Consider the following 19,936-nt stretch of genomic DNA (forward strand, 5'->3'; position numbering starts at 1 on the left):
CACACCCTAACCAGAGGCCAGGCGGGCCGTGACCTCGTCCCAGATGACATGCGCCAGGGCGGTCTTGGACCCCCGCGGGACCTCGACGGCCGGGCCGTCGGCGGCGAGGATCACGGCCTCGTTCTCGGAGCTCCCGAACACCGCTCCCCCGCTGACGTCGTTGACGACGAGGAGGTCGCAGCCCTTGCGGGCGAGCTTGGCCCGGGCCAGGTCGAGGACCGACCCGGTGTCGTCGCCGGTCTCGGCGGCGAACCCCACCACCACCTGCCCGGGGCGGAGCCGCTCGGCGCTGAGCTCGCGGAGGATGTCGGGGTTCTGGGTCAGCTCGAGCGGCGGGACCGCGCCGTCGGCCGTCTTCTTGATCTTGTGCTCGCTCGCGTCGACGGGGCGGAAGTCGGCCGGCGCGGCCGCCATCACGACGGCGTCGGCCGCGGCCGCCGCGGAGACGACCTCCTGGCGGAGCTGGGCGGTGGTCTCGACCCGGACCACCTTCACGCCCGCCGGGTCCAGCAGCGTGGTGTTGGCCGCCACCAGGGTCACCTCGGCACCGCGGGCCGCCGCGGCCCGCGCGAGCGCGTAGCCCTGGAGCCCGGACGAGCGGTTGCCGAGGAAGCGGACCGGGTCGAGGTACTCGCGGGTGCCGCCCGCGGACACGACGACCCGGCGACCGGCCATGTCGGGCCTGGTGGCGCCGCGGCCGAGCACCTCACGGCAGACGTCGAAGATCTCGGCGGGCTCGGGCAGCCGGCCCTTCCCGGTGTCCTTGCCCGTGAGCCGGCCCTCGGCCGGCTCGACGACGAGGCCGCCCCGCTCGCGCAGGGTGGCGACGTTGGCCTGGGTCGCCGGGTGCTCCCACATCTCGGTGTGCATCGCGGGGGCGAACACGACCGGGCAGCGGGCGGTGAGCAGGGTGTTGGTGAGCAGGTCGTCGGCGAGGCCGTGGGCCGCCTTGGCCATCACGTCGGCGGTCGCCGGGGCGACCACCACCAGGTCGGCCGACTGGCCGATCCGCACGTGCGGCACCTCGTGGACGTCGGTCCACACGTCGGTCGCCACCGGCTTGCCGGACAGTGCCGACCAGGTCGGGGCGCCCACGAACTCCAGTGCTGCCGCCGTCGGGACCACGGTCACGTCGTGGCCGGACTCGGTGAACAGCCGGAGCAGCTCGCAGGCCTTGTACGCCGCGATGCCGCCGGACACGCCCAGGACGACGCGGGGCCGCCCCCCGGACTGGGGAGCGGCCTCGGACGTGGTGGTGCTGGTCAGCGGATCACTCTCAGGCGCCCGCGGCGTCGGCGGCGGCAGCCGCGGCGGCGGCCTCCTCGGCAGCGAGCTCGGCGGGGTCGATGTCCTCGCAGGTGAGGAGGTCCTCGTTGATCTCGCGGAGCGCGATCGAGAGCGGCTTCTCCTGCACGTGGGTGTCGACCAGCGGGCCGACGTACTCCAGCAGGCCTTCGCCGAGCTGGGAGTAGTAGGCGTTGATCTGCCGGGCGCGCTTGGCGCTGTAGAGGACCAGCTTGTACTTGCTGTCGGTCTTCGTCAGCAGGTCGTCGATCGAGGGGTTGGTGACGCCCTCGGCCGCGATGGTGGGTCCGGACACGCTAAAGCCTCACAGATCAGTCGGGGATGGCTCCATCAAGGCTACCAACTGCTCGGCTGCATCGTGAATCTCGTGGTTGACGATGGTCCGGTCGAACTCGTCCTCGGCGGCCAGCTCCTCGCGTGCGGTCTCGAGCCGGCGGGCGCGCTCGTCCTCCGACTCGGTGCCGCGGCCGACCAGCCGGCGCACCAGCTCCTCCCACGACGGGGGCTTCAGGAACACGAACAGCGCCTCGGGCATCGTCCGGCGGACCTGCCGGGCGCCCTGGAGGTCGATCTCGAGCATCGCCGGCCGACCGGACGCCAGCGCCAGGTCGACGGGCTGGCGCGGGGTGCCGTAGCGCGCCGCCTTGTGCACCACGGCCCACTCGAGCAGCTCGTCGTGGGCCACCATCCGGTCGAACTCCTCGTCGGAGACGAACCAGTAGTGCACGCCGTTGACCTCCCCCGGGCGCGGCGGTCGCGTGGTGGCGGAGACGGAGATCCACACCTCGGGGTGGCAGCGGCGCACCTCGGCGGCGACCGTGCCCTTGCCGACCGCGGTCGGGCCGGCGAGGACCAGCAGACGGGACCGGCGCTCGGGAGCGGCCGCACCTGCCGGCTCAGTCACGCGCGGCGAACTCCTTCTCCAGCGCGGCGACCTGCTTGGCACCGAGCCCGCGGACCCGGCGGCTCTCGGCGATCCCGAGCTTCTCCATCAGCTGGCGGGCCCGGACCTTGCCGAGGCCGGGCATCGACTGGAGCAGGTCGACGACCCGCATCTTGCCGATGACGTCGTTGCGCTGGCCCTCGTGGAGGACGTCGACGATCGAGGCGCCCGAGTTCTTGAGCCGGTTCTTCACCTCGGCCCGCTCCCGGCGGGAGGCGGCGGCCTTCTCGAGGGCCGCCTGGCGCTGTTCGGGGGTGAGCGGGGGCAGAGCCACGGGCGGGTCCTTGTCAGGGAGGTCGGGGAGGTCGGGAGGGGCGCGGCCGGTCCGGCCGATGCGAGGTCAATCTAGTCAGAACTGTTGTGGCGCAGCAATCGAGGCCGGACTGGTCTTGGCGGCTCTCCCCGGCCGGCGACGACTCGGGCACCGGTCCCGGTGCCGCGGCTAGAGCGTGAGCGGGGTCTTGCACACGTCGCGGGCCTGCTGGTCGAGGTCCTGGAGCGCGCGCAGCGTGGTCCCGCTGCCCAGCTGCTTCGCCGCGGCGTCGATCCGGGCCCTGTCCTCGGCGGAGAGCCCGGCCGGCGGGTGGGCGCGGTCGTACGTCGCCGGGTCGACCCCCGCGTCCTCGAGGGCCTGCTGGAGCGCCTCGATGCTGGTCACCACCTGCTGCCACTCGTCGGTGATGTCACCGGGCGCCTGGTCCTGCAGCTCGCGGAAGATGTCGAGCGCCGCGAGGAGGGCGTCGGGGTCCCCGCTGCCGACGATGTCGCTGAGCTCCTGCTGGTGGTCCTTCACCGCCCCGCAGTACGCGTCCTGGTCGGACCCGCCGCAGGCGGTGAGCGTCGGCAGCACCACGCCGACGACCGCGCCGAGGACCAGGACCCGCCTCACGCGCGGAGCTCCTCGTTGGTGCGCAGCACGGCCTCGCGCATCGCCGCCACGTCCGGCCCGAGCCGGAGGACCTCGCGGGAGGAGCTGGGCAGCACGGCCGCGGCGGCACCGAAGATCCGGCGCACGTCGGCGACGGTCCCGCCCTGCGCGCCGAACCCCGGCGCGAGGACCGGCCCGCCGAAGGCGAGGTCCTCCTCGGTGGAGCCGATGGTCGCGCCGACCACGGCACCGAAGGAGCCGAGCGGCTCGGCGTCGGCGTTGAGACGGCGCAGGTGCTCGAGCACCCGGCCGGCGACCGTGCCGCCGTCGTCGGTGCGGGCGTGCTGCACCTCGGGACCCTCCTTGTTGGAGGTGAGGGCGAGCACGAACAGCCCGGCGTCGTGCCGCCGGGCGGTGTCGACGAACGGGTCGAGGGACCCGAAGCCGAGGAACGGGCTGACCGTGATCGCGTCCGCGGCGAGCGGCGAGGCGGGGTCGAGGTAGGCGTCGGCGTACGCCTGGCTGGTCGAGCCGATGTCGCCGCGCTTCACGTCGAGCAGCACCAGGGCCCCGGCAGCACGCGACGCGGCCACCACCTGCTCGAGCACGGCGACGCCGCGGCTGCCGAACCGCTCGTAGAAGGCCGACTGAGGCTTGACCACCGAGGCGTGCGGCGCCACCGCCTCGACGGTCGTCAGCGCGAACCGCTCGAGCCCGGCCACGTCGTCGTCCAGGCCCCACTCCTGCAGCAGGGCGGCGTGCGGGTCGATCCCGACGCAGAACGGCCCCCGCTCGGCGATCGCGGCGTGCAGGCGGGCACCGAACCCGTGGTCGGTCATGGGGTCTCCTCGGTTCTCGGGGCGGGCTCGCCCGCCATCGTGGCGAGCTCGCTCGCCAGGCGGGCGATGGTGGTGGGGTCGTGGAGGAGCGCGGTGCCGACCTGGACGGCGATCGCGCCGGCGTCGAGGAAGCTCCGGGCGTCCGCGGCCGTGGCGATCCCGCCGCAGCCGACGATCTCGGCGTCCGGCAGCGCGGCCCGCACCTCGGTGACGCAGCGCAGGGCGACCGGGCGGATCGCGGGACCGGACAGGCCGGCATCGCGGCCGTCGGGCAGGGCGGCCGGCAGGGCGCCGCCGACCACCACGGCGCCGGCGCCGGCGTCGAGGACCGCGCGCGCGGGCTCGGCGACCCGGCCGAGGGCGGGGCGCAGCTTGGCGAGCACCGGGATGCCGCGGGGCAGGTCGCGGGCGACGGCTCCGACCAGGGCGGCGGCGTGGAACGGCTCGCCGCCGACCGCCACCTCGATCGCGGCCAGCCCGGGCGCGCGTCCCAGCCTCCGGGCCACCTCGGCGTGCTCCCCCAGCGTCGCGCCGCCGATGGAGACGACCACCCGGGTGCCCGACCGCGCCAGCCAGGGCAGCTCCCCGGCGAGGAACGGCTCCAGGCCCGCGCTGGGCTGGCCGGTGGCGTGCAGCATCCCGGACGGCGTCTCGAGCACCCGTGGCGGGTGGTCGCCCGGGCGCGGGTTGAGCGTCACCGAGCGGGTCACGAACGCGCCCAGGGCGCCGAGGTCGCCGCCGGGGAGGTACGGCGCGAGCTCCCGGCCGGTGCCGCCGCACCCGGCGGCCACCAGCACGGGCCCGGCCAGCGTCAGGCCGGCGAGGCCGACCGTCGTCGTCGAGGCGCTCATCCCAGCTCCGCCCAGCGGACCCGGTCGCCGCGGACCACCGGGCCCTCCGTGCAGGCGCGGACCTCCCGGGCCACACCGTCCTCGCCGACCACCGGCAGCGGGCACCCGCGGCACAGCCCGGTCGCGCACGGCTGCGGGACGGCGACGGCCGTCTGGCTCCAGGCGCCCTGCCCCTCGGCCGCCGCGGCGACCGCGTGCAGGGTGTCGACCGGCCCGGCGGCGTACACGACCTCGGCCGCCGCGCGGGCGAAGGTGTCGACGAGGACGTCGGCCGCACGACCGCGGATGCCGACCGAGCCGTCGGCGGTGACGACGGTGACCGCCCGGGCCGAGCGCCGCGCCTCGAGCGCGGAGAGCAGGTGTGCCTCGTCGCGGGCGGCCACGACCAGCGTGACCGCGCACCCCCGCTCGCGCAGCCGCTCGGCCAGCGGGAACAGCGGCGCGGCGGCCCAGTCCTCCCCCACCAGCACGCAGCTGACCGGCTCCTTCGGGAGCGCGAACGGCCGTCCGAGCGGCCCGGTCAGCTCCAGCTTCGCGCCGACCGGGAGCCCGGCGAGCCAGGAGCCTCCGGTGCCCGCGGGCTCGACGACGAGCTGGAGGGCGGCGCCGTAGCCGCCCACCGTCCGGACCCGGTGGATCCAGTACGACCGGCGCGCCAGGTGGGCCGAGTCCGCCAGCGAGACGGCGACGAAGGTGCCCGGCCGGAACCGCTCGGGGACGCCGGGTGCCACGACGGTCAGGTGCCGGTAGGCCCCGACCCGCTTCGAGTCGAGCACCTCCCCCGTGACGTGCACCGTCATCCTCGGGCGTCCTGGACGCCGCGCACGATCCGTCGCGGCCACAGCGGGCCCTCGTAGACGAGGGCGGTGTAGCCCTGCAGGAGCGTCGCCCCCGCGTCGAGCCTGGCCCGGGCGTCCTCGACGGTCGTGATGCCGCCGACGCCGATCAGCGTGAGGTCCGGTCCGACCCGCTCGCGCAGCAGCCGCACCACCTCGAGTGCCCGCGCGGTCAGCGGCGCACCGGACAGGCCGCCGGCACCGACCTCCGCGACCCGGGCGGCGGGCGTGCGCAGGCCCTCGCGGGAGATCGTGGTGTTGGTGGCGATGATGCCGTCCAGGCCGACCGCGAGCGCGAGGTCCGCGACGCCGAGGACGTCGTCGTCGGCCAGGTCGGGGGCGATCTTCACGAGCAGGGGCACGCCCTCGGCCACCCGCTGGACGGCGGTCAGGATCGGCTCGAGCTTCTCGACGGCCTGGAGGTCGCGCAGGCCTGGCGTGTTCGGAGAGCTGACGTTGACCACCAGGTAGTCGGCGTACGGCGCCAGCAACCGCGCGGACTTCTCGTAGTCGCGGACCGCCTCCTCCTCGGGGACGACCTTGCTCTTGCCGATGTTGACACCCAGGACGGGCGCTCCGTCCGCCGTCGAGCGCCGGCCGCGGGCCCGGAGCCGGTCGGCCACCACCTCGGCCCCGTCGTTGTTGAAGCCCATCCGGTTGACGACCGCGCGGTCATCGGGGAGCCGGAACAGGCGCGGCTGCGGGTTGCCGGGCTGCGCCTCACCGGTGACGGTGCCGACCTCGACGTGCCCGAAGCCGAGCGCGGCGAGGCCGTCGATGCCGACCGCGTTCTTGTCGAACCCCGCCGCCAGCCCCAGGACGTTGGGGAAGGTCAGCCCCAGCGCCTGCACGGGGCGTCCCGGCACCCGCCGCCGGGCGGTCACCGGCCGAGCCGCCCGGATCGCCCGGAACGCGGAGTGGTGCGCCCGCTCCGGGTCGGTCCGGGTGAGGACGTGGTCGAAGAGGGCGCGGTAGATCACGTGGTGGTCTTCCGCGCCGTCTCCCGGTCCCGGGCCCAGTCCTGCAGGGACCGGACCCCGATGTCCCCGCGCTCGAGCGCCTCGATCCCCTGCACCGCGGCACCGAGCCCCTGCACGGTGGTGATGCACGGGATGTTCGCCATCACCGCGGCCGTGCGGATCTCGTAGCCGTCGACGCGCACCGAGCCGCCGGTGCCGGTGCCGTGCGGGGTGTTGATGACCAGGTCGATCTCGCCGTCGAGGATCAGCTGGACGGTCGTCTTCTCGCCGTTCGGCCCCTCGCCCTCCCAGTGCTTGCGGACCACCGTGGCGCGCACGCCGTTGCGCCGCAGCGCCTCGGCCGTGCCCTGGGTCGCGAGGATCTCGAAGCCGTGGTCGGCGAGCACCTTGATCGGGAAGATCATGGTGCGCTTGTCGCGGTTGGCCATCGACACGAACACCCGGCTGCCGCCCGGCTTGGTCGGCAGCGGGAGCGGGCCGAACGCGCCCGCCTGCGCCTTGGCGAAGGCGGTCCCGAAGTCGGCGTCGAGGCCCATCACCTCGCCGGTCGACTTCATCTCCGGGCCCAGCACGGTGTCGACCTGGCGGCCGTCGGGAGTGCGGAACCGGTTGAACGGCATCACCGCCTCCTTGACCGCGATCGGCTGGTCCGGCGGCAGCGTGCCGCCGTCGCCCTCGGCGGGCAGCAGGCCCTCCGCGCGCAGCGCGGCGACCGTCTCCCCCATCATCACCCGGGCGGCGGCCTTCGCCAGCGGCGTCGCCGTCGCCTTCGAGACGAAGGGGACCGTGCGGCTCGCCCGCGGGTTCGCCTCGAGCACGTAGAGGACGTCGGACCCGAGCGCGAACTGGATGTTGAGCAGGCCCCGGACACCCACCCCCCGGGCAATCGCCTCGGTGGCGTCACGGATCCGCTCGATCTCGGCGTCGCCGAGCGTGATCGGCGGGAGCGCGCACGAGGAGTCACCGGAGTGGATGCCGGCCTCCTCGATGTGCTCCATCACGCCGCCGAGGAAGAGCTCCTCGCCGTCGTACAGGGCGTCGACGTCGATCTCGACGGCGTCGTCGATGAACCGGTCGACCAGCACCGGGTGCTCCGGGCTGATCTCGGTGGCCCGCTCGATGTAGCCCTCCAGCGCCTCGTCGTCGTAGACGATCTCCATCCCGCGGCCGCCCAGCACGTAGGACGGCCGCACCAGCACGGGGTAGCCGATCTCGGCGGCGATCTCCTGGGCGTCCGCGAACGAGGTGGCCGTGCCGTGCTTGGGCGCCGGCAGCCCCGCCTCGTGCAGCAGCCGGCCGAACGCACCGCGCTCCTCGGCGAGGTGGATCGCCTCGGGCGAGGTGCCGACGATCGGCACGCCGTTGTCCTTCAGCGCCTGGGCCAGGCCCAGCGGGGTCTGCCCGCCGAGCTGGCAGATGACGCCTGCGACCGGTCCGGCCCGCCGCTCGGCGTCGACCACCTCGAGCACATCCTCGAGCGTCAGCGGCTCGAAGTAGAGGCGGTCGGAGGTGTCGTAGTCGGTCGAGACGGTCTCCGGGTTGCAGTTGACCATCACGGTCTCGTAGCCGGCCTCGGAGAGCGCGAGCGAGGCGTGCACGCACGAGTAGTCGAACTCGATGCCCTGACCGATCCGGTTCGGACCCGAGCCGAGGATGATGACCGCCGTCCGCTCCCGGGGCTCCACCTCGGTCTCCTCGTCGTAGGACGAGTAGTGGTAGGGCGTGGCCGCCGCGAACTCAGCCGCACACGTGTCGACGGTCTTGTAGACCGGCCGGATCCCCAGGGCGTGCCGGACGCCGCGGACGACGTCGGCGGTCATGCCCCGGATCTTGCCGATCTGGGCGTCGGAGAAGCCGTGCCGCTTGGCCTTCCGCAGCAGGCCGGGCGTGAGCTCCGGGGCTGCGGTCACCTCGGCCGCCACCTCGTTGATCAGCATCAGCTGGTCGACGAACCACGGATCGATGCCGGTGGCCTCGAAGACCTCCTCGGGCGTGGCGCCGGCGCGGATCGCGTCCATGACCTTCTTCAGCCGGCCGTCGTGGGGCGTCCGGATCTCGCCGAGCAGCGCGTCCTTGTCGAGGTCGACCCAGTGCTTCTCCCAGTCGAAGACCGCGTCCTTCTTCTCGAGGGACCGCAGGGCCTTCTGGAGCGCCTCGGTGAAGCTGCGGCCGATCGCCATCGCCTCGCCGACCGACTTCATGTGCGTGGTCAGGGTCGGGTCGGCGCCGGGGAACTTCTCGAAGGCGAACCGCGGCACCTTGACGACCACGTAGTCGAGCGTCGGCTCGAACGCGGCCGGGGTGCTGGACCCGTCGGCGCGCACGGTGATGTCGTTGGGGATCTCGTCGAGGGTGTAGCCGATCGCGACCTTGGCGGCGATCTTCGCGATCGGGAAGCCCGTGGCCTTCGACGCGAGCGCCGAGCTGCGGGACACCCGGGGGTTCATCTCGATGACGATGACGCGCCCGTCGGCCGGGTTGACGGCGTACTGGATGTTGCAGCCGCCGGTGTCGACGCCGACCTCGCGGATGATGCCGATGGCCAGGTCGCGCAGGCGCTGGTACTCGCGGTCGGTCAGCGTCATCGCCGGGGCGACGGTGATCGAGTCGCCGGTGTGCACGCCCATCGGGTCGAAGTTCTCGATCGAGCAGATGATGACGACGTTGTCGGCCTGGTCGCGCATCACCTCCAGCTCGTACTCCTTCCAGCCGATGATCGACTCCTCGATGAGGACCTCGGTCGTCGGGCTGGCGGCCAGGCCGGCGCCCGCGATGCGGGCCAGGTCGGTCTCGCTGTAGGCGATGCCGGACCCGGTGCCGCCCATCGTGAACGACGGCCGCACCACGACCGGGTAGCCGAGCTCGGCCACGGCCTTCTCGCAGTCGTCCAGGGAGTGGCAGACGAAGCTGCGGGCGACCTCGCCGCCGACCTTCTCGACGATCGCGTTGAAGAGCTCGCGGTTCTCGCCGCGGTGGATCGCCTCGAAGCTGGCGCCGATCATCTCGACGCCGTACTTCTCGAGCACGCCGTTCTCGTGGAGCGCGATCGCCGCGTTGAGCGCGGTCTGGCCGCCCAGCGTCGGCAGCAGCGCGTCCGGCCGCTCCTTGGCGATCACCTTCTCGACGAAGTCCGGCGTGATCGGCTCGACGTACGTCGCGTCGGCGAACTCCGGGTCGGTCATGATCGTGGCGGGGTTGGAGTTGACCAGGATCACCCGCAGGCCCTCGGCCTTGAGCACCCGGCACGCCTGGGTCCCGGAGTAGTCGAACTCGCAGGCCTGGCCGATGATGATCGGCCCCGAGCCGATCACCATGACGGACCTGATGTCCTCGCGCTTCGGCATCAGGCGTCCTCTCCTGGCGTGCTGTTTCCGTTCAATTGCTCGGTCTGGCCCGCATCCGGGCCCGAATCTGCGTCACTTCCCAGCAATTGAACGGAATCGACGCCACCGCCCATCAGCTGGACGAACCGGTCGAAGAGGTACGCCGCGTCGTGCGGGCCGGCGGCGGCCTCGGGGTGGTACTGGACGGAGAATCCCCGCAGCCTGCCGGCCGCGTCGCGGAGCTCGAGGCCCTCCACGACGTCGTCGTTGAGGCACACGTGGCTCACGGTCGCCTCCCCGTACGGCGTGGTGGTGCTGCCCTCGAGCGGCGCGTCGACCGCGAACCCGTGGTTGTGGGCGGTGACCTCGACCTTGCCGGTGGTGCGGTCCATCACGGGCTGGTTGATGCCGCGGTGGCCGTACTTCAGCTTGTAGGTGCCGAACCCGAGGGCCCGGCCGAAGAGCTGGTTGCCGAAGCAGATCCCGAAGTAGGGGATCCCCGCGGCGAGCGCGCCCTGGAGCACCTCGACCTGCTGGGTCGTCGCCGCCGGGTCGCCGGGGCCGTTGGAGTAGAACAGGCCGTCCGGCCCCACGGCGCGGATGTCGGCGAGGGTCGCGGTGGCCGGCAGCACGTGCACCTCGATCCCGCGCTCGGCCATCCGGTGCGGCGTCATCGACTTGATGCCGAGGTCGAGCGCGGCCACCGTGAGGCGCTTGTCGCCGATCGCGGGGACGACGTACGCGGCCTGGGTCGAGACCTCGGACGCGAGCTCGGCGCCGGCCATCTCGCCGGACTGCCGGACCCGGGCCAGCAACGCGGCCGGGTCGGTCTCGGTCGAGGAGATGCCGACGCGCATCGCGCCCCGCTCGCGCAGGTGGCGGGTCAGGGCGCGGGTGTCGATGCCGGAGATGCCCACCACGCCCTGGGCTCGCAGCTCGTCGTCCAGCGACCGCTGGGAGCGCCAGCTGGACGCGCGCCGGGCGGGGTCGCGGACGACGTAGCCGGCCACCCAGATCCGCGCGGACTCCGGGTCCTCGTCGTTGACCCCGGTGTTGCCGATGTGCGGCGCGGTCATCACGACGACCTGGCGGTGGTACGACGGGTCGGTCAGCGTCTCCTGGTAGCCGGTCATGCCGGTGTTGAAGACCGCCTCGCCGAACGTCTCCCCCTCGGCGCCGTAGGTCTCGCCGCGGAAGGTGCGTCCGTCCTCGAGGACCAAGATCGCGGTCACTGCGCCTCCTCCGGCTCGGTGCGGCCCTCCAGCTCGGTGAGGAAGGCGGTGAGGCCGGCGACGTAGGTGTCGTGGTCGTCGGCCAACGCGAGGTGGGAACCCTGCGGGCTGTGGTGGTAGCGACCCCGGGGCAGCTGGTCGGCCATCCACCGCAGGTGGGCGGGGTCCATCGTGTCGTGCTCGGCGCCCATGACCAGGGTCGGCACGTCGATCCGGGCCAGGTCGCGGCTGCGGTCCCAGTCCCGGAACGAGCCGACCGCGCCGAGCTCGCTCGGGCCGTTCAGCAGGTCGTAGACCTCGTGGTTGATGTGGGCGAACGAGGTGACGACCACCTCCGGCCACTCCTCGAGCGGCAGCCGGCAGACGTGGTCGACGTAGTAGTGCTCCATGAGGAGCGCCTCGTACGCCGGGTCGCCGGTCTCGCCCGCTGCCTCCATCCGCTTGATCTCGGCGAGCGCGTCCTGGTCCATCGCCGGCATCAGCACCTGCTCGGCGTACGCGTTGTAGGCCGGGATGCTCGACATCATGTTGGAGACGACCAGCCCCTGGAGCGCGTCGGGGTGGGCCAGGGCGTACTCGATCCCGAGCATCCCGCCCCACGACTGCCCGTAGAGCACGAACCGGTCCAGGCCGAGGGCGGTGCGCACCTGCTCGACCTCGTCGACGAACCGGTCGACCTGCCACAGCGACTCGTCGTGGGGCTGGTCGGAGAGGAACGACCCGAGCTGGTCGTAGAAGTACAGCTCGAACCCAGCGGCGGCGAGCGGCTCCTCCAGCGGGAGGAGGTACTCGTGGGTGGCGCCGGGGCCGCCGTGCAGCATCAGCACCTTCAGGCGCGGGTTGTCGCCGACCTGGCGGGTCCAGACCTCGAAGGTCCCGGCGTGCGTCTCGACCGGGATCCTCCGCTCACCGCTCACTGCAGCTTCCCGTCGAGGACGGTGGGCGTGCCGCGCAGGAACGTCGCGACCACGCGACCGGGCAGCTCCATCCCGCGGTACGGCGTGTTGCGGCTCAGGCTCGCCGACTCGGCCGCGTCGACCGTGCGGCGCGCGGCGGGGTCGTAGAGCACGACGTTCGCCGGCTCGCCGGCCTCGAGGGGCCGGCCGTGCCGGTCGGCGACCCGGCCGATCCGCGCCGGCGCGTAGGACATCCGGTCCGCCACGCCGGCCCAGTCCAGGAGGCCGGTGTCGACCATCGTCTCCTGCACGATCGAGAGCGCGGTCTCGAGACCGAGCATCCCGAACGCCGCGGCGGCCCACTCGCAGTCCTTGTCCTCGTGGGGGTGCGGCGCGTGGTCGGTGGCGACGACGTCGATCGTCCCGTCGGCCAGGCCGGCCCGGAGCGCCTCGGCGTCGGCGGCCGTGCGCAGCGGCGGGTTGACCTTGTAGATGGGGTCGTAGGTCGCGGCCAGCTCGTCGGTGAGCAGGAGGTGGTGGGGGCACGCCTCGGCGGTGACCTGGACCCCCTTGCCCTTGGCCCAGCGGACCAGCTCGACGGAGCCGGCGGTCGAGACGTGGCAGACGTGCAGCCGGGAGCCGACGTGCTCGGCGAGCAGCACGTCGCGGGCGATGATCGCCTCCTCGGCGACGGCCGGCCAGCCGGCCAGCCCGAGGCGGCCGGAGAGCTCGCCCTCGTTCATCTGGGCGCCCTCGGTCAGCCGCGGCTCCTGGGCGTGCTGGGCGACGACCCCGTCGAAGGCCTTGACGTACTCCAGCGCCCGGCGCATCAGCACCGCGTCGCTCACGCACCGGCCGTCGTCGGAGAAGACCCGGACCCGGGCGGCCGAGTCGGCCATCGCGCCGAGCTCGGCGAGCCGCTCGCCCTGGAGGCCGACGGTCACCGCGCCGACCGGGAACACGTCGCAGTAGCCGGCCTCGCGGCCCAGCCGCCAGACCTGCTCCACGACGCCGGCGGTGTCGGCGACCGGTTCGGTGTTGGCCATCGCGTGGACGGCGGTGAAGCCACCCATCGCGGCGGCCTGCGTGCCGGTCTCGACGGTCTCGGCGTCCTCGCGGCCCGGCTCGCGCAGGTGGGTGTGGAGGTCGACGAGGCCCGGGAGCGCGATGAGCCCGGTGCCGTCGACCACCTCGGCGTCCGCCGGCGCGCCGGCCGCGTCGGCGATGACGCCGTCGCGCAGCAGCAGGTCGGTCGGCTCTCCGCCGAGGATGCTGACGTTCTTGATCCAGTACGTGGTCACTCTTCTCCTCCGACGGCGGGCTCGGAGCCGCCCAGCAACAGGTACAGGACGGCCATCCGGACGGCGACGCCGTTGGTGACCTGCTCGACGATCACGGACCGGTCGCTGTCGGCGACGTCCGCGGTGATCTCCATGCCGCGGACCATCGGCCCGGGGTGCATGACGATCGTGTGGTCCTGGAGGGTCGCCATCCGGCGGCCGTCGAGGCCGTAGCGGCGCGAGTACTCCCGCGCCGTCGGGAAGAACCCGCCGTTCATCCGCTCGGCCTGGACGCGCAGCATCATCACGGCGTCGGCCTTCGGGATCACGGCGTCGAGGTCGTAGGACGTCTCGACCGGCCAGGTCTCGATCCCGACCGGCAGGAGCGTCGGCGGCGCGACCAGCGTGACCTCGGCGCCGAGGGTCTTCAGCAAGAGCGCGTTGGACCGGGCCACCCGGCTGTGCAGCACGTCGCCGACGATCGCGACGCGGCGGCCCTCGAGGCCGCCCGGCTTGGACTGCCCGAGGTGGCGCCACATCGTGAACGCGTCCAGCAGCGCCTGGGTGGGGTGCTCGTGGGTGCCGTCCCCGGCGTTGACCACGCTGGAGCGGACCCAGCCCGAGTGGGCCAGCCGGTGTGGCGCACCGCTGGCGCCGTGGCGGACCACGACCGCGTCGGCGCCCATCGCCTCGAGGGTGAGGGCGGTGTCCTTGAGGCTCTCGCCCTTGGAGAGGCTGGAGCCCTTGGCCGCGAAGTTGATCACCTCGGCCGAGAGCCGCATCGCCGCCCCCTCGAACGAGATGCGGGAGCGGGAGGAGTCCTCGAAGAACAGGTTCACCACGGTGCGCCCGCGCAGCGCGGGCAGCTTCTTGATCGGCCGGTCCGCGAGCTCGCGCAGCTCGGCCGCGGTCGTCAGGACCAGCTCGGCGTCGTCGCGGCTCAGGTCGGCCGCGCTGAGCAGGTGGCGCTTCACCGGACCCCTCCTTCCGGGCCGAGGCCCTGGATCGTCACGGCGTCCGCGTCGTCGACCCCGGCCAGCGTCACCCCGACCCGCTCCACCAGCGAGGTCGGGAGGTTCTTGCCGACGAAGTCGGCGCGGATCGGCAGCTCGCGGTGGCCGCGGTCGACGAGGACTGCCAGCTGGACCGCCCGGGGCCGCCCGATGTCGTTGAGGGCGTCGAGCGCCGCCCGGATGGTGCGGCCGGAGAACAGCACGTCGTCGACCAGGACGACCGTGCGGCCGTCGATCCCGCCCGGCGGGATCTCGGTCGGCAGCAGCGCGCGGGCCGGCTTCATGCGCAGGTCGTCGCGGTACATCGTGACGTCGAGCGAGCCCACCGGCACGGCGAAGCCCTCGACGGCCTCGATCCGGTCGGCGATCCGCCTCGCGAGCGGCACGCCCCGGCTGGGGATCCCGAGGAGGACGAGGTCTCCGGCGCCCTTGTTGCGCTCGAGGATCTCGTGGGAGATGCGGGTCAGCGCGCGGGAGATGTCCCGTTCGTCGAGGACGACGCGCTGCCGGTCGGTGCCGCTGGGGGCGCCGCTGCCGGTGCTGGTGTCAGGGTGCGCAGGCACGAGCCTGGGACCTCCTTCTCCGCCTCACGGGACGGCTCGTTAAAGGATGTCGATCGGCGACGACACTACCTCCGTCCCGGCCGCGCCGGTCAACCGGCACCCCGGATTCTCACCCGGTGGACGGCTCAGCCCTCGACCTCGTCCGCCCAGGCCGCGTGCTCCCGCCTGGCCCACCGCGCGGACACCGCGCCGACCCGCATCCCCCGCCGCGCCTCGGGGTCGCGGATCGCGAACGCGACGTGCCCCAGCACCAGGAGTCCCAGCCCGAGGGCAGCCCAGTCGTGCACGAAGGTCGCCCCGGAGCGCCACGACAGCCGCACCAGCCCGGTCCAGAACATGATCGCGCCGGTCCCCAGGAGGACGCCGGTGGACCCGGCGACCAGCCAGGCGTTCACCTTCTGCCCCGCGTTGAACTTGCCGACCCGGATCCGCCCGTCGCGTCGGGTCCGGGTCACCAGCCACCGCCAGTCGGACGGGGTCAGCCGGTCGAGCCGCCGCAGGTCGGAGCGGTACGCCGCCGACAGCGCACCGAGCAGCATCGGGACGGGCAGCGCCAGCCCGGCCACCACGTGCACCATCTCGACGGTGTGCCGGTGCCCGACCACCAGCATCACCGAGCCGTTGTAGAGGACCGCGGCGGTGACGAGGCACGTGCCCATGAGGATCGCGACGGCCCGGTGCACGGCGCGCTCGGCCGGCGTGAAGCGCGCGAGGGTGTCACTCACCGATGAGCCCGTCGAGGGGATAGCCGCGCTGCTCCCAGTAGCCCGGGCGGTTGGCGGTCACCAGCTCGATCCCGGAGAGCCACTTGGTGCTCTTGTAGCCGTACATGGGCGCGGCGTAGACCCGGACAGGGCCGCCGTGGTCGTGGGTGACCGGTCGGCCGTACATCGTCAGCGCGACGAGCACGTCGTCCGCCCGCGCCTGGTCGAGGGTCATGTTCTCGGTGTAGGCGCCGTCGAAGGAGGTGAACCGCACGGCGGTCGCGTCGGGCGTGGGCGCCGCCCGCTCGACCAGGTCGGCGAGCCGGACGCCGCTCCAGGGGACGTCGTCGACCTGCCAGCCGGTCACGCAGTGGAAGTCGCGGGTCAGGTGCACCTGCGGCAGCTCCTGGAGGTCGGCGAGCGTGTACGTCGTCGGTTCGGCCACCTCGCCGGACACCGTGAGCCGGTAGGTCGTCGCGTCGCGCGGCTCCACCGGACCGGTGACGGAGTAGTAGCGGAAGGTGTTGCCGAGCGGGACCAGGCTCGTCAGACCGGTCGGGTCGTGCGCGAGCAGCCGGCTCAGCCGGTCCTGGACGGCGGCCCCGGTCAGCACCCCCACCGCACCGAGCCCGAGCAGGCCGAGGACGACGCGACGCCCGACCGGCGTCCCCTCGAGCTCGGAGCGCTCGTCCGGCATCGGCTCAGGGCTTCCGACCGCGCACGCCGAGCACCACGAGGACGACCCCGGCGACCAGCACGACGGGCCCGATCACCGACCACGTCGTCGTACCGCTCATCGGGCTGCCCTGGACGACGTCGAACCCCTGCAGGGTCCAGAGCAGGCCGAGCAGCGCGAGCACGGCGCCGACGACGACCCACAGGGGCTTGGCCATGCCTCAACTCAAGCACGGACCACCTGAGCGCCGGCCACCTCGAGGAGGACCGAGGCGACCGGGACCCTCAGCGCCCGGCGGCGGCCGCAGCCGGCGCCGGCTCGACGCGCGTGCCGGCCCGGCCGGCGACCACGTCGACGATGTCGTGCAGGGCGCCCACGCCGGCGGGACGACCGGTGGCGGTGACGAAGCCGCACACCGCCTCGACCTTCGGCCCCATCGATCCTGCCGGGAAGTCCATCGCGCGCAGCTCGTCCGGCGTCGTCCGGCCGAGGAGCCGCTGCTGCGGCGTGCCCCAGTCCGCGTACACGCCGTCCACGTCGGTGACGATGACGAGCAGGTCGGCCTCCAGCTCCCGGGCCAGCAGGGACGCCGCCAGGTCCTTGTCGACGACCGCCTCGACCCCGTGCAGGATCCCGTCGGCGTCGAGCACGGTGGGGATGCCACCGCCGCCGGTGCAGACCACGACGGTGCCGGCCTCGACCAGGGTCCGGATCGACGGCACCTCGTAGATGTGCTGCGGAGCCGGCGAGGGCACCACCCGGCGGTACGACGACCCGTCCTGCCGGATCGTCCACCCGTTGTCGGCGGCGAGCTCCTCGGCGTCCTCGCGGAGGTAGACCGGGCCGATGAACTTGGTCGGGTCCTGGAACGCCGGGTCGTCGGGGTCGACGCGGACCATGGTCAGGAGCGTGGCGATGTGCTGGTCGGTCGGCAGCACGTTCCCGAGCTCCTGCTCGATCACGTACCCGATCATCGCCTCCGTCTGGGCTCCCAGGACGTCGAGCGGGTAGGGACGCACGTCCTGGTAGGCCGCGGCCTGGAGGGCCAGCAGCCCGACCTGGGGCCCGTTGCCGTGGGCGACCACGACCTCGTTCCCGGGCACGACCTCGGCGATCCGCTCCGCCGCGACCTTGATGTTCGCCCGCTGGTTCTCGGCGGTGAGCGGCTCTCCCCGCCGCAGGAGGGCGTTGCCGCCGAGGGCGATCACGATGCGCATCAGGTCCTCCTCACGCCAACGACGCCACGAGGAGCGCCTTGACGGTGTGCATGCGGTTCTCCGCCTGGTCGAAGGCGATGTTGGCGTCGGACTCGAAGACCGCGTCGGTCACCTCGATGCCGTGCGCCAGCTGCGGGTACTGCCCGACGACGCGGGCGCCCACGGCGGTCTCGGTGTCGTGGAAGGCCGGCAGGCAGTGGAGCACCTCGACCCGGGGGTTGCCGGTCGCCCGCAAGAGCTCGTCGTTGACCTGGAACGGCAGGCACCGGTCGACCCGCTCGCCCCAGGACTCCACGGGCTCCCCCATCGAGACCCACACGTCGGTGTAGACGAAGTCGACGCCAGCGACGGCGGTCCGGGGGTCGTCGGTGACGGTGATCCGGGCGCCGGAGGTCTCCGCGAGCTCGTGACAGAGCTTGAGCAGGCCCTCGGCCGGCCACAGCTCCTCCGGCGCGCCGATGCGCACGTCCATGCCCAGCTTCGCCGCCACCAGCACCAGCGAGTTCGCCACGTTGTTGCGCCCGTCGCCGACGAACGCGAACGCGATCTCGTGCAGCGGCTTGTCGGTGTGCTCGCGCATCGTCATGACGTCGGCGAGCATCTGGGTCGGGTGGAACTCGTCGGTGAGCCCGTTGAAGACCGGGACCCCGGCGTACCGGGCGAGGGTCTCGACGACCTCCTGCGAGAAGCCGCGGTACTCGATCGCGTCGTACATCCGCCCGAGCACGCGGGCGGTGTCCTTGACCGACTCCTTGTGCCCGAGCTGGGAGGAGCTCGGGTCGATGTAGGTGACGTGCGCACCCTGGTCGTAGGCGGCGACCTCGAAGGCGCACCGGGTGCGCGTGGAGGTCTTCTCGAAGATCAGGGCGATGTTGCGGCCGCCGAGCAGCGGCCGCTCGGTCCCGGCGTACTTGGCGCGCTTGAGGTCCCGGGCGAGGTCGAGCAGGTGACGGATCTCGTCGGGTGTGTGGTGGCGCAGGCTGAGCAGGTGCCGCCCGCGGAGGTTGACCGGCATGGTGATTCCTCTCTGTCCCGGACGGGATCAGTAGTCGACGGGGTCGCGCAGGATCGGGCAGGTCATGCACCGGCCGCCGCCCCGGCCCCGGCCGAGCTCGCTGGCGTCGATGGTGATGACCTCGATGCCGGCCTTGCGCAGCTGGGTGTTGGTGTGGGTGTTGCGGTCGTAGCCGACGACGACGCCCGGTTCGAGGGCGAGGACGTTGTTGCCGTCGTCCCACTGCTCGCGCGCGGAGCCGTAGCGGTCACCACCGGTCGGGACCACCCGCAGGCGGACGCCGAGCGCCTCGCCGACGACGTCGACGAAGGGTCGGTCCTCCCGGCGGGCGTCGAGCCCGGAGGGGGCCGAGTCGTCGGGACGCAGCGAGAACGCGTCGATGGCGTCGACGACCGGGTGGTAGGCCGTCACGACGTCCCGGTCGCAGAAGGTGAAGACGGTGTCGAGGTGCATCGCCGACCGGGCGCGGGGCAGCTCGGCCGCGATCACGCGGGTCGCCGCGCCCGCGGCGAACAGCGCGCGCGCCACCTGGGTGATCGCCTGCTGGGAGGTCCGCTCGCCCATGCCGATCAGCACGACGCCGTTCCCGGCCGGCATCACGTCGCCGCCCTCGATCGTCGCCTGCCCCCGGTCCAGGGGCTGTTGGTCCGGATCACCGAACCACACCGTGAACGGCTGGTCGGCGAAGTCGGGGTGGAAGCGGTAGATCGCCGTGGTGAGCAGGGTCTCCTGCCGGCGGGCCGGCCAGTACATGCTGTTGAGGGTCACGCCCTGGTAGATCCACGAGCTGTTGTCGCGCGCGAACAGGGTGTTGGGCAGCGGCGGCAGCACGAACTGGGTGACGCCGGTGTCCCGGAAGGCCCGGACGAACGGCCCTCCGAGGTCGGCCGGCACGTCGGCGAGGACGACCCCTCCGACCAGGTGCTCGGCCAGCTTCTCGGCGGGCAGGCTCTCGAGCCAGGCCCGCACCTCGTGCACGAGGCCGGGGCCGACCTGGTCGTCGGTGACCTTGCGGTCGAGGATCCAGGCCCGGCCGTCGGGGAGCCGCACGACGTCGGTGAGCAGGTCGAGCATCTCGAGGACCTCGACGCCGCGGTCGCGCATCTTCGCCATGAAGTCGAAGTGGTCCCGCTTGGCCTGGCTGACCCAGATGGGGTCGTCGTAGAGGAGCTCGTCGCAGTTGTCCGGGGTCAGCCGGAGGTGGGCCAGCCCGGGAGAGCAGACCAGCACGCGTCGCAGGCGGCCGGCCTCGGACCAGACGCCGACGCGGGCGCTCCTCGGGTCGCTCGTCGGGCCGCTGCTCGGGGGGCTGCCGGGCGACGTCTGCGTCAGGTGTCCGGTGGTCATGGTGAGCCTTCCTCGCTGGTGTCGTCCCGGACGCCTGACCGGGACCGA

21 protein-coding genes are annotated in these 19,936 nt (G+C 73.1%); all 21 read right to left on the bottom strand.

The window, feature by feature from the left end:
* Positions 1-6: 6 nt before the first annotated feature.
* Positions 7-1,200, bottom strand: coding sequence for a bifunctional phosphopantothenoylcysteine decarboxylase/phosphopantothenate--cysteine ligase CoaBC (gene coaBC, locus ACILQ5_RS14440; protein ID WP_395658714.1), 1,194 nt, complete (start codon positions 1,198-1,200; stop codon positions 7-9).
* Between the two features lie 76 nt (positions 1,201-1,276).
* The gene (gene rpoZ, locus ACILQ5_RS14445) at positions 1,277-1,600 is read right to left on the bottom strand and encodes a DNA-directed RNA polymerase subunit omega (protein WP_395658715.1); all 324 of its coding nucleotides are present in this window, start codon (positions 1,598-1,600) and stop codon (positions 1,277-1,279) included.
* 9 nt (positions 1,601-1,609) lie between these two features.
* On the bottom strand, positions 1,610-2,209 hold the full coding sequence (gmk, locus tag ACILQ5_RS14450; RefSeq protein WP_395658716.1) for a guanylate kinase: 600 nt from the start codon (positions 2,207-2,209) through the stop codon (positions 1,610-1,612).
* Complete coding sequence (mihF, locus tag ACILQ5_RS14455) at positions 2,202-2,522, bottom strand: integration host factor, actinobacterial type (RefSeq protein ID WP_395658717.1); 321 nt, start codon at positions 2,520-2,522, stop codon at positions 2,202-2,204. The genes gmk and mihF overlap by 8 nt, the downstream gene beginning before the upstream one ends.
* 168 nt (positions 2,523-2,690) lie before the next feature.
* A complete protein-coding gene (locus ACILQ5_RS14460) occupies positions 2,691-3,137 on the bottom strand; it encodes a hypothetical protein (protein ID WP_395658718.1) in 447 nt (148 codons plus the stop codon).
* On the bottom strand, positions 3,134-3,955 hold the full coding sequence (gene pyrF, locus ACILQ5_RS14465) for an orotidine-5'-phosphate decarboxylase (RefSeq protein ID WP_395658719.1): 822 nt from the start codon (positions 3,953-3,955) through the stop codon (positions 3,134-3,136). The genes ACILQ5_RS14460 and pyrF overlap by 4 nt, the downstream gene beginning before the upstream one ends.
* Positions 3,952-4,806 (bottom strand): tRNA-dihydrouridine synthase, encoded by an 855-nt coding sequence (locus ACILQ5_RS14470; protein WP_395658720.1) that lies wholly within the window; start codon positions 4,804-4,806, stop codon positions 3,952-3,954. Before ACILQ5_RS14470 ends, pyrF begins: the two co-directional genes overlap by 4 nt.
* Complete coding sequence (locus ACILQ5_RS14475) at positions 4,803-5,606, bottom strand: hypothetical protein (RefSeq protein WP_395658721.1); 804 nt, start codon at positions 5,604-5,606, stop codon at positions 4,803-4,805. The genes ACILQ5_RS14470 and ACILQ5_RS14475 overlap by 4 nt, the downstream gene beginning before the upstream one ends.
* Positions 5,603-6,622, bottom strand: a complete 1,020-nt coding sequence (locus ACILQ5_RS14480; protein ID WP_395658722.1) for a quinone-dependent dihydroorotate dehydrogenase — start codon at positions 6,620-6,622, stop codon at positions 5,603-5,605. Before ACILQ5_RS14480 ends, ACILQ5_RS14475 begins: the two co-directional genes overlap by 4 nt.
* A complete protein-coding gene (gene carB / locus ACILQ5_RS14485; protein WP_395658723.1) occupies positions 6,619-9,966 on the bottom strand; it encodes a carbamoyl-phosphate synthase large subunit in 3,348 nt (1,115 codons plus the stop codon). Before carB ends, ACILQ5_RS14480 begins: the two co-directional genes overlap by 4 nt.
* A complete protein-coding gene (gene carA / locus ACILQ5_RS14490) occupies positions 9,966-11,177 on the bottom strand; it encodes a glutamine-hydrolyzing carbamoyl-phosphate synthase small subunit (RefSeq protein ID WP_395658724.1) in 1,212 nt (403 codons plus the stop codon). Before carA ends, carB begins: the two co-directional genes overlap by 1 nt.
* A complete protein-coding gene (locus ACILQ5_RS14495; protein ID WP_395658725.1) occupies positions 11,174-12,094 on the bottom strand; it encodes a proline iminopeptidase-family hydrolase in 921 nt (306 codons plus the stop codon). Before ACILQ5_RS14495 ends, carA begins: the two co-directional genes overlap by 4 nt.
* A complete protein-coding gene (locus ACILQ5_RS14500) occupies positions 12,091-13,374 on the bottom strand; it encodes a dihydroorotase (protein ID WP_395658726.1) in 1,284 nt (427 codons plus the stop codon). The genes ACILQ5_RS14495 and ACILQ5_RS14500 overlap by 4 nt, the downstream gene beginning before the upstream one ends.
* Positions 13,371-14,327, bottom strand: coding sequence for an aspartate carbamoyltransferase catalytic subunit (locus tag ACILQ5_RS14505; protein ID WP_395658727.1), 957 nt, complete (start codon positions 14,325-14,327; stop codon positions 13,371-13,373). The genes ACILQ5_RS14500 and ACILQ5_RS14505 overlap by 4 nt, the downstream gene beginning before the upstream one ends.
* Positions 14,324-14,929: a bifunctional pyr operon transcriptional regulator/uracil phosphoribosyltransferase PyrR gene (gene pyrR / locus ACILQ5_RS14510; RefSeq protein ID WP_395658728.1), complete on the bottom strand. Its 606-nt coding sequence runs from the start codon at positions 14,927-14,929 to the stop codon at positions 14,324-14,326. The genes ACILQ5_RS14505 and pyrR overlap by 4 nt, the downstream gene beginning before the upstream one ends.
* A 125-nt stretch (positions 14,930-15,054) precedes the next feature.
* Entirely contained in the window at positions 15,055-15,654 is a 600-nt protein-coding gene (locus ACILQ5_RS14515; RefSeq protein ID WP_395658729.1) for a cytochrome b/b6 domain-containing protein, read from the bottom strand.
* A complete protein-coding gene (locus ACILQ5_RS14520; RefSeq protein WP_395658730.1) occupies positions 15,647-16,330 on the bottom strand; it encodes a molybdopterin-dependent oxidoreductase in 684 nt (227 codons plus the stop codon). The genes ACILQ5_RS14515 and ACILQ5_RS14520 overlap by 8 nt, the downstream gene beginning before the upstream one ends.
* A 4-nt stretch (positions 16,331-16,334) precedes the next feature.
* Entirely contained in the window at positions 16,335-16,526 is a 192-nt protein-coding gene (locus ACILQ5_RS14525; RefSeq protein ID WP_395658731.1) for a hypothetical protein, read from the bottom strand.
* A 67-nt stretch (positions 16,527-16,593) separates the two neighbouring features.
* Complete coding sequence (gene arcC / locus ACILQ5_RS14530; RefSeq protein WP_395658732.1) at positions 16,594-17,526, bottom strand: carbamate kinase; 933 nt, start codon at positions 17,524-17,526, stop codon at positions 16,594-16,596.
* Positions 17,527-17,536: 10 nt separating this feature from the next.
* Positions 17,537-18,541 carry an ornithine carbamoyltransferase gene (locus ACILQ5_RS14535; RefSeq protein WP_395658733.1) on the bottom strand — a complete coding sequence of 335 codons (1,005 nt, stop codon included), beginning with the start codon at positions 18,539-18,541 and terminating at the stop codon, positions 17,537-17,539.
* Positions 18,542-18,568: 27 nt separating this feature from the next.
* Complete coding sequence (arcA, locus tag ACILQ5_RS14540) at positions 18,569-19,888, bottom strand: arginine deiminase (protein WP_395658734.1); 1,320 nt, start codon at positions 19,886-19,888, stop codon at positions 18,569-18,571.
* Positions 19,889-19,936 lie beyond the last annotated feature (48 nt).

Origin of the sequence: Nocardioides sp. (assembly GCF_044226305.1) — a bacterium.
Classification (GTDB): domain Bacteria; phylum Actinomycetota; class Actinomycetes; order Propionibacteriales; family Nocardioidaceae; genus Nocardioides.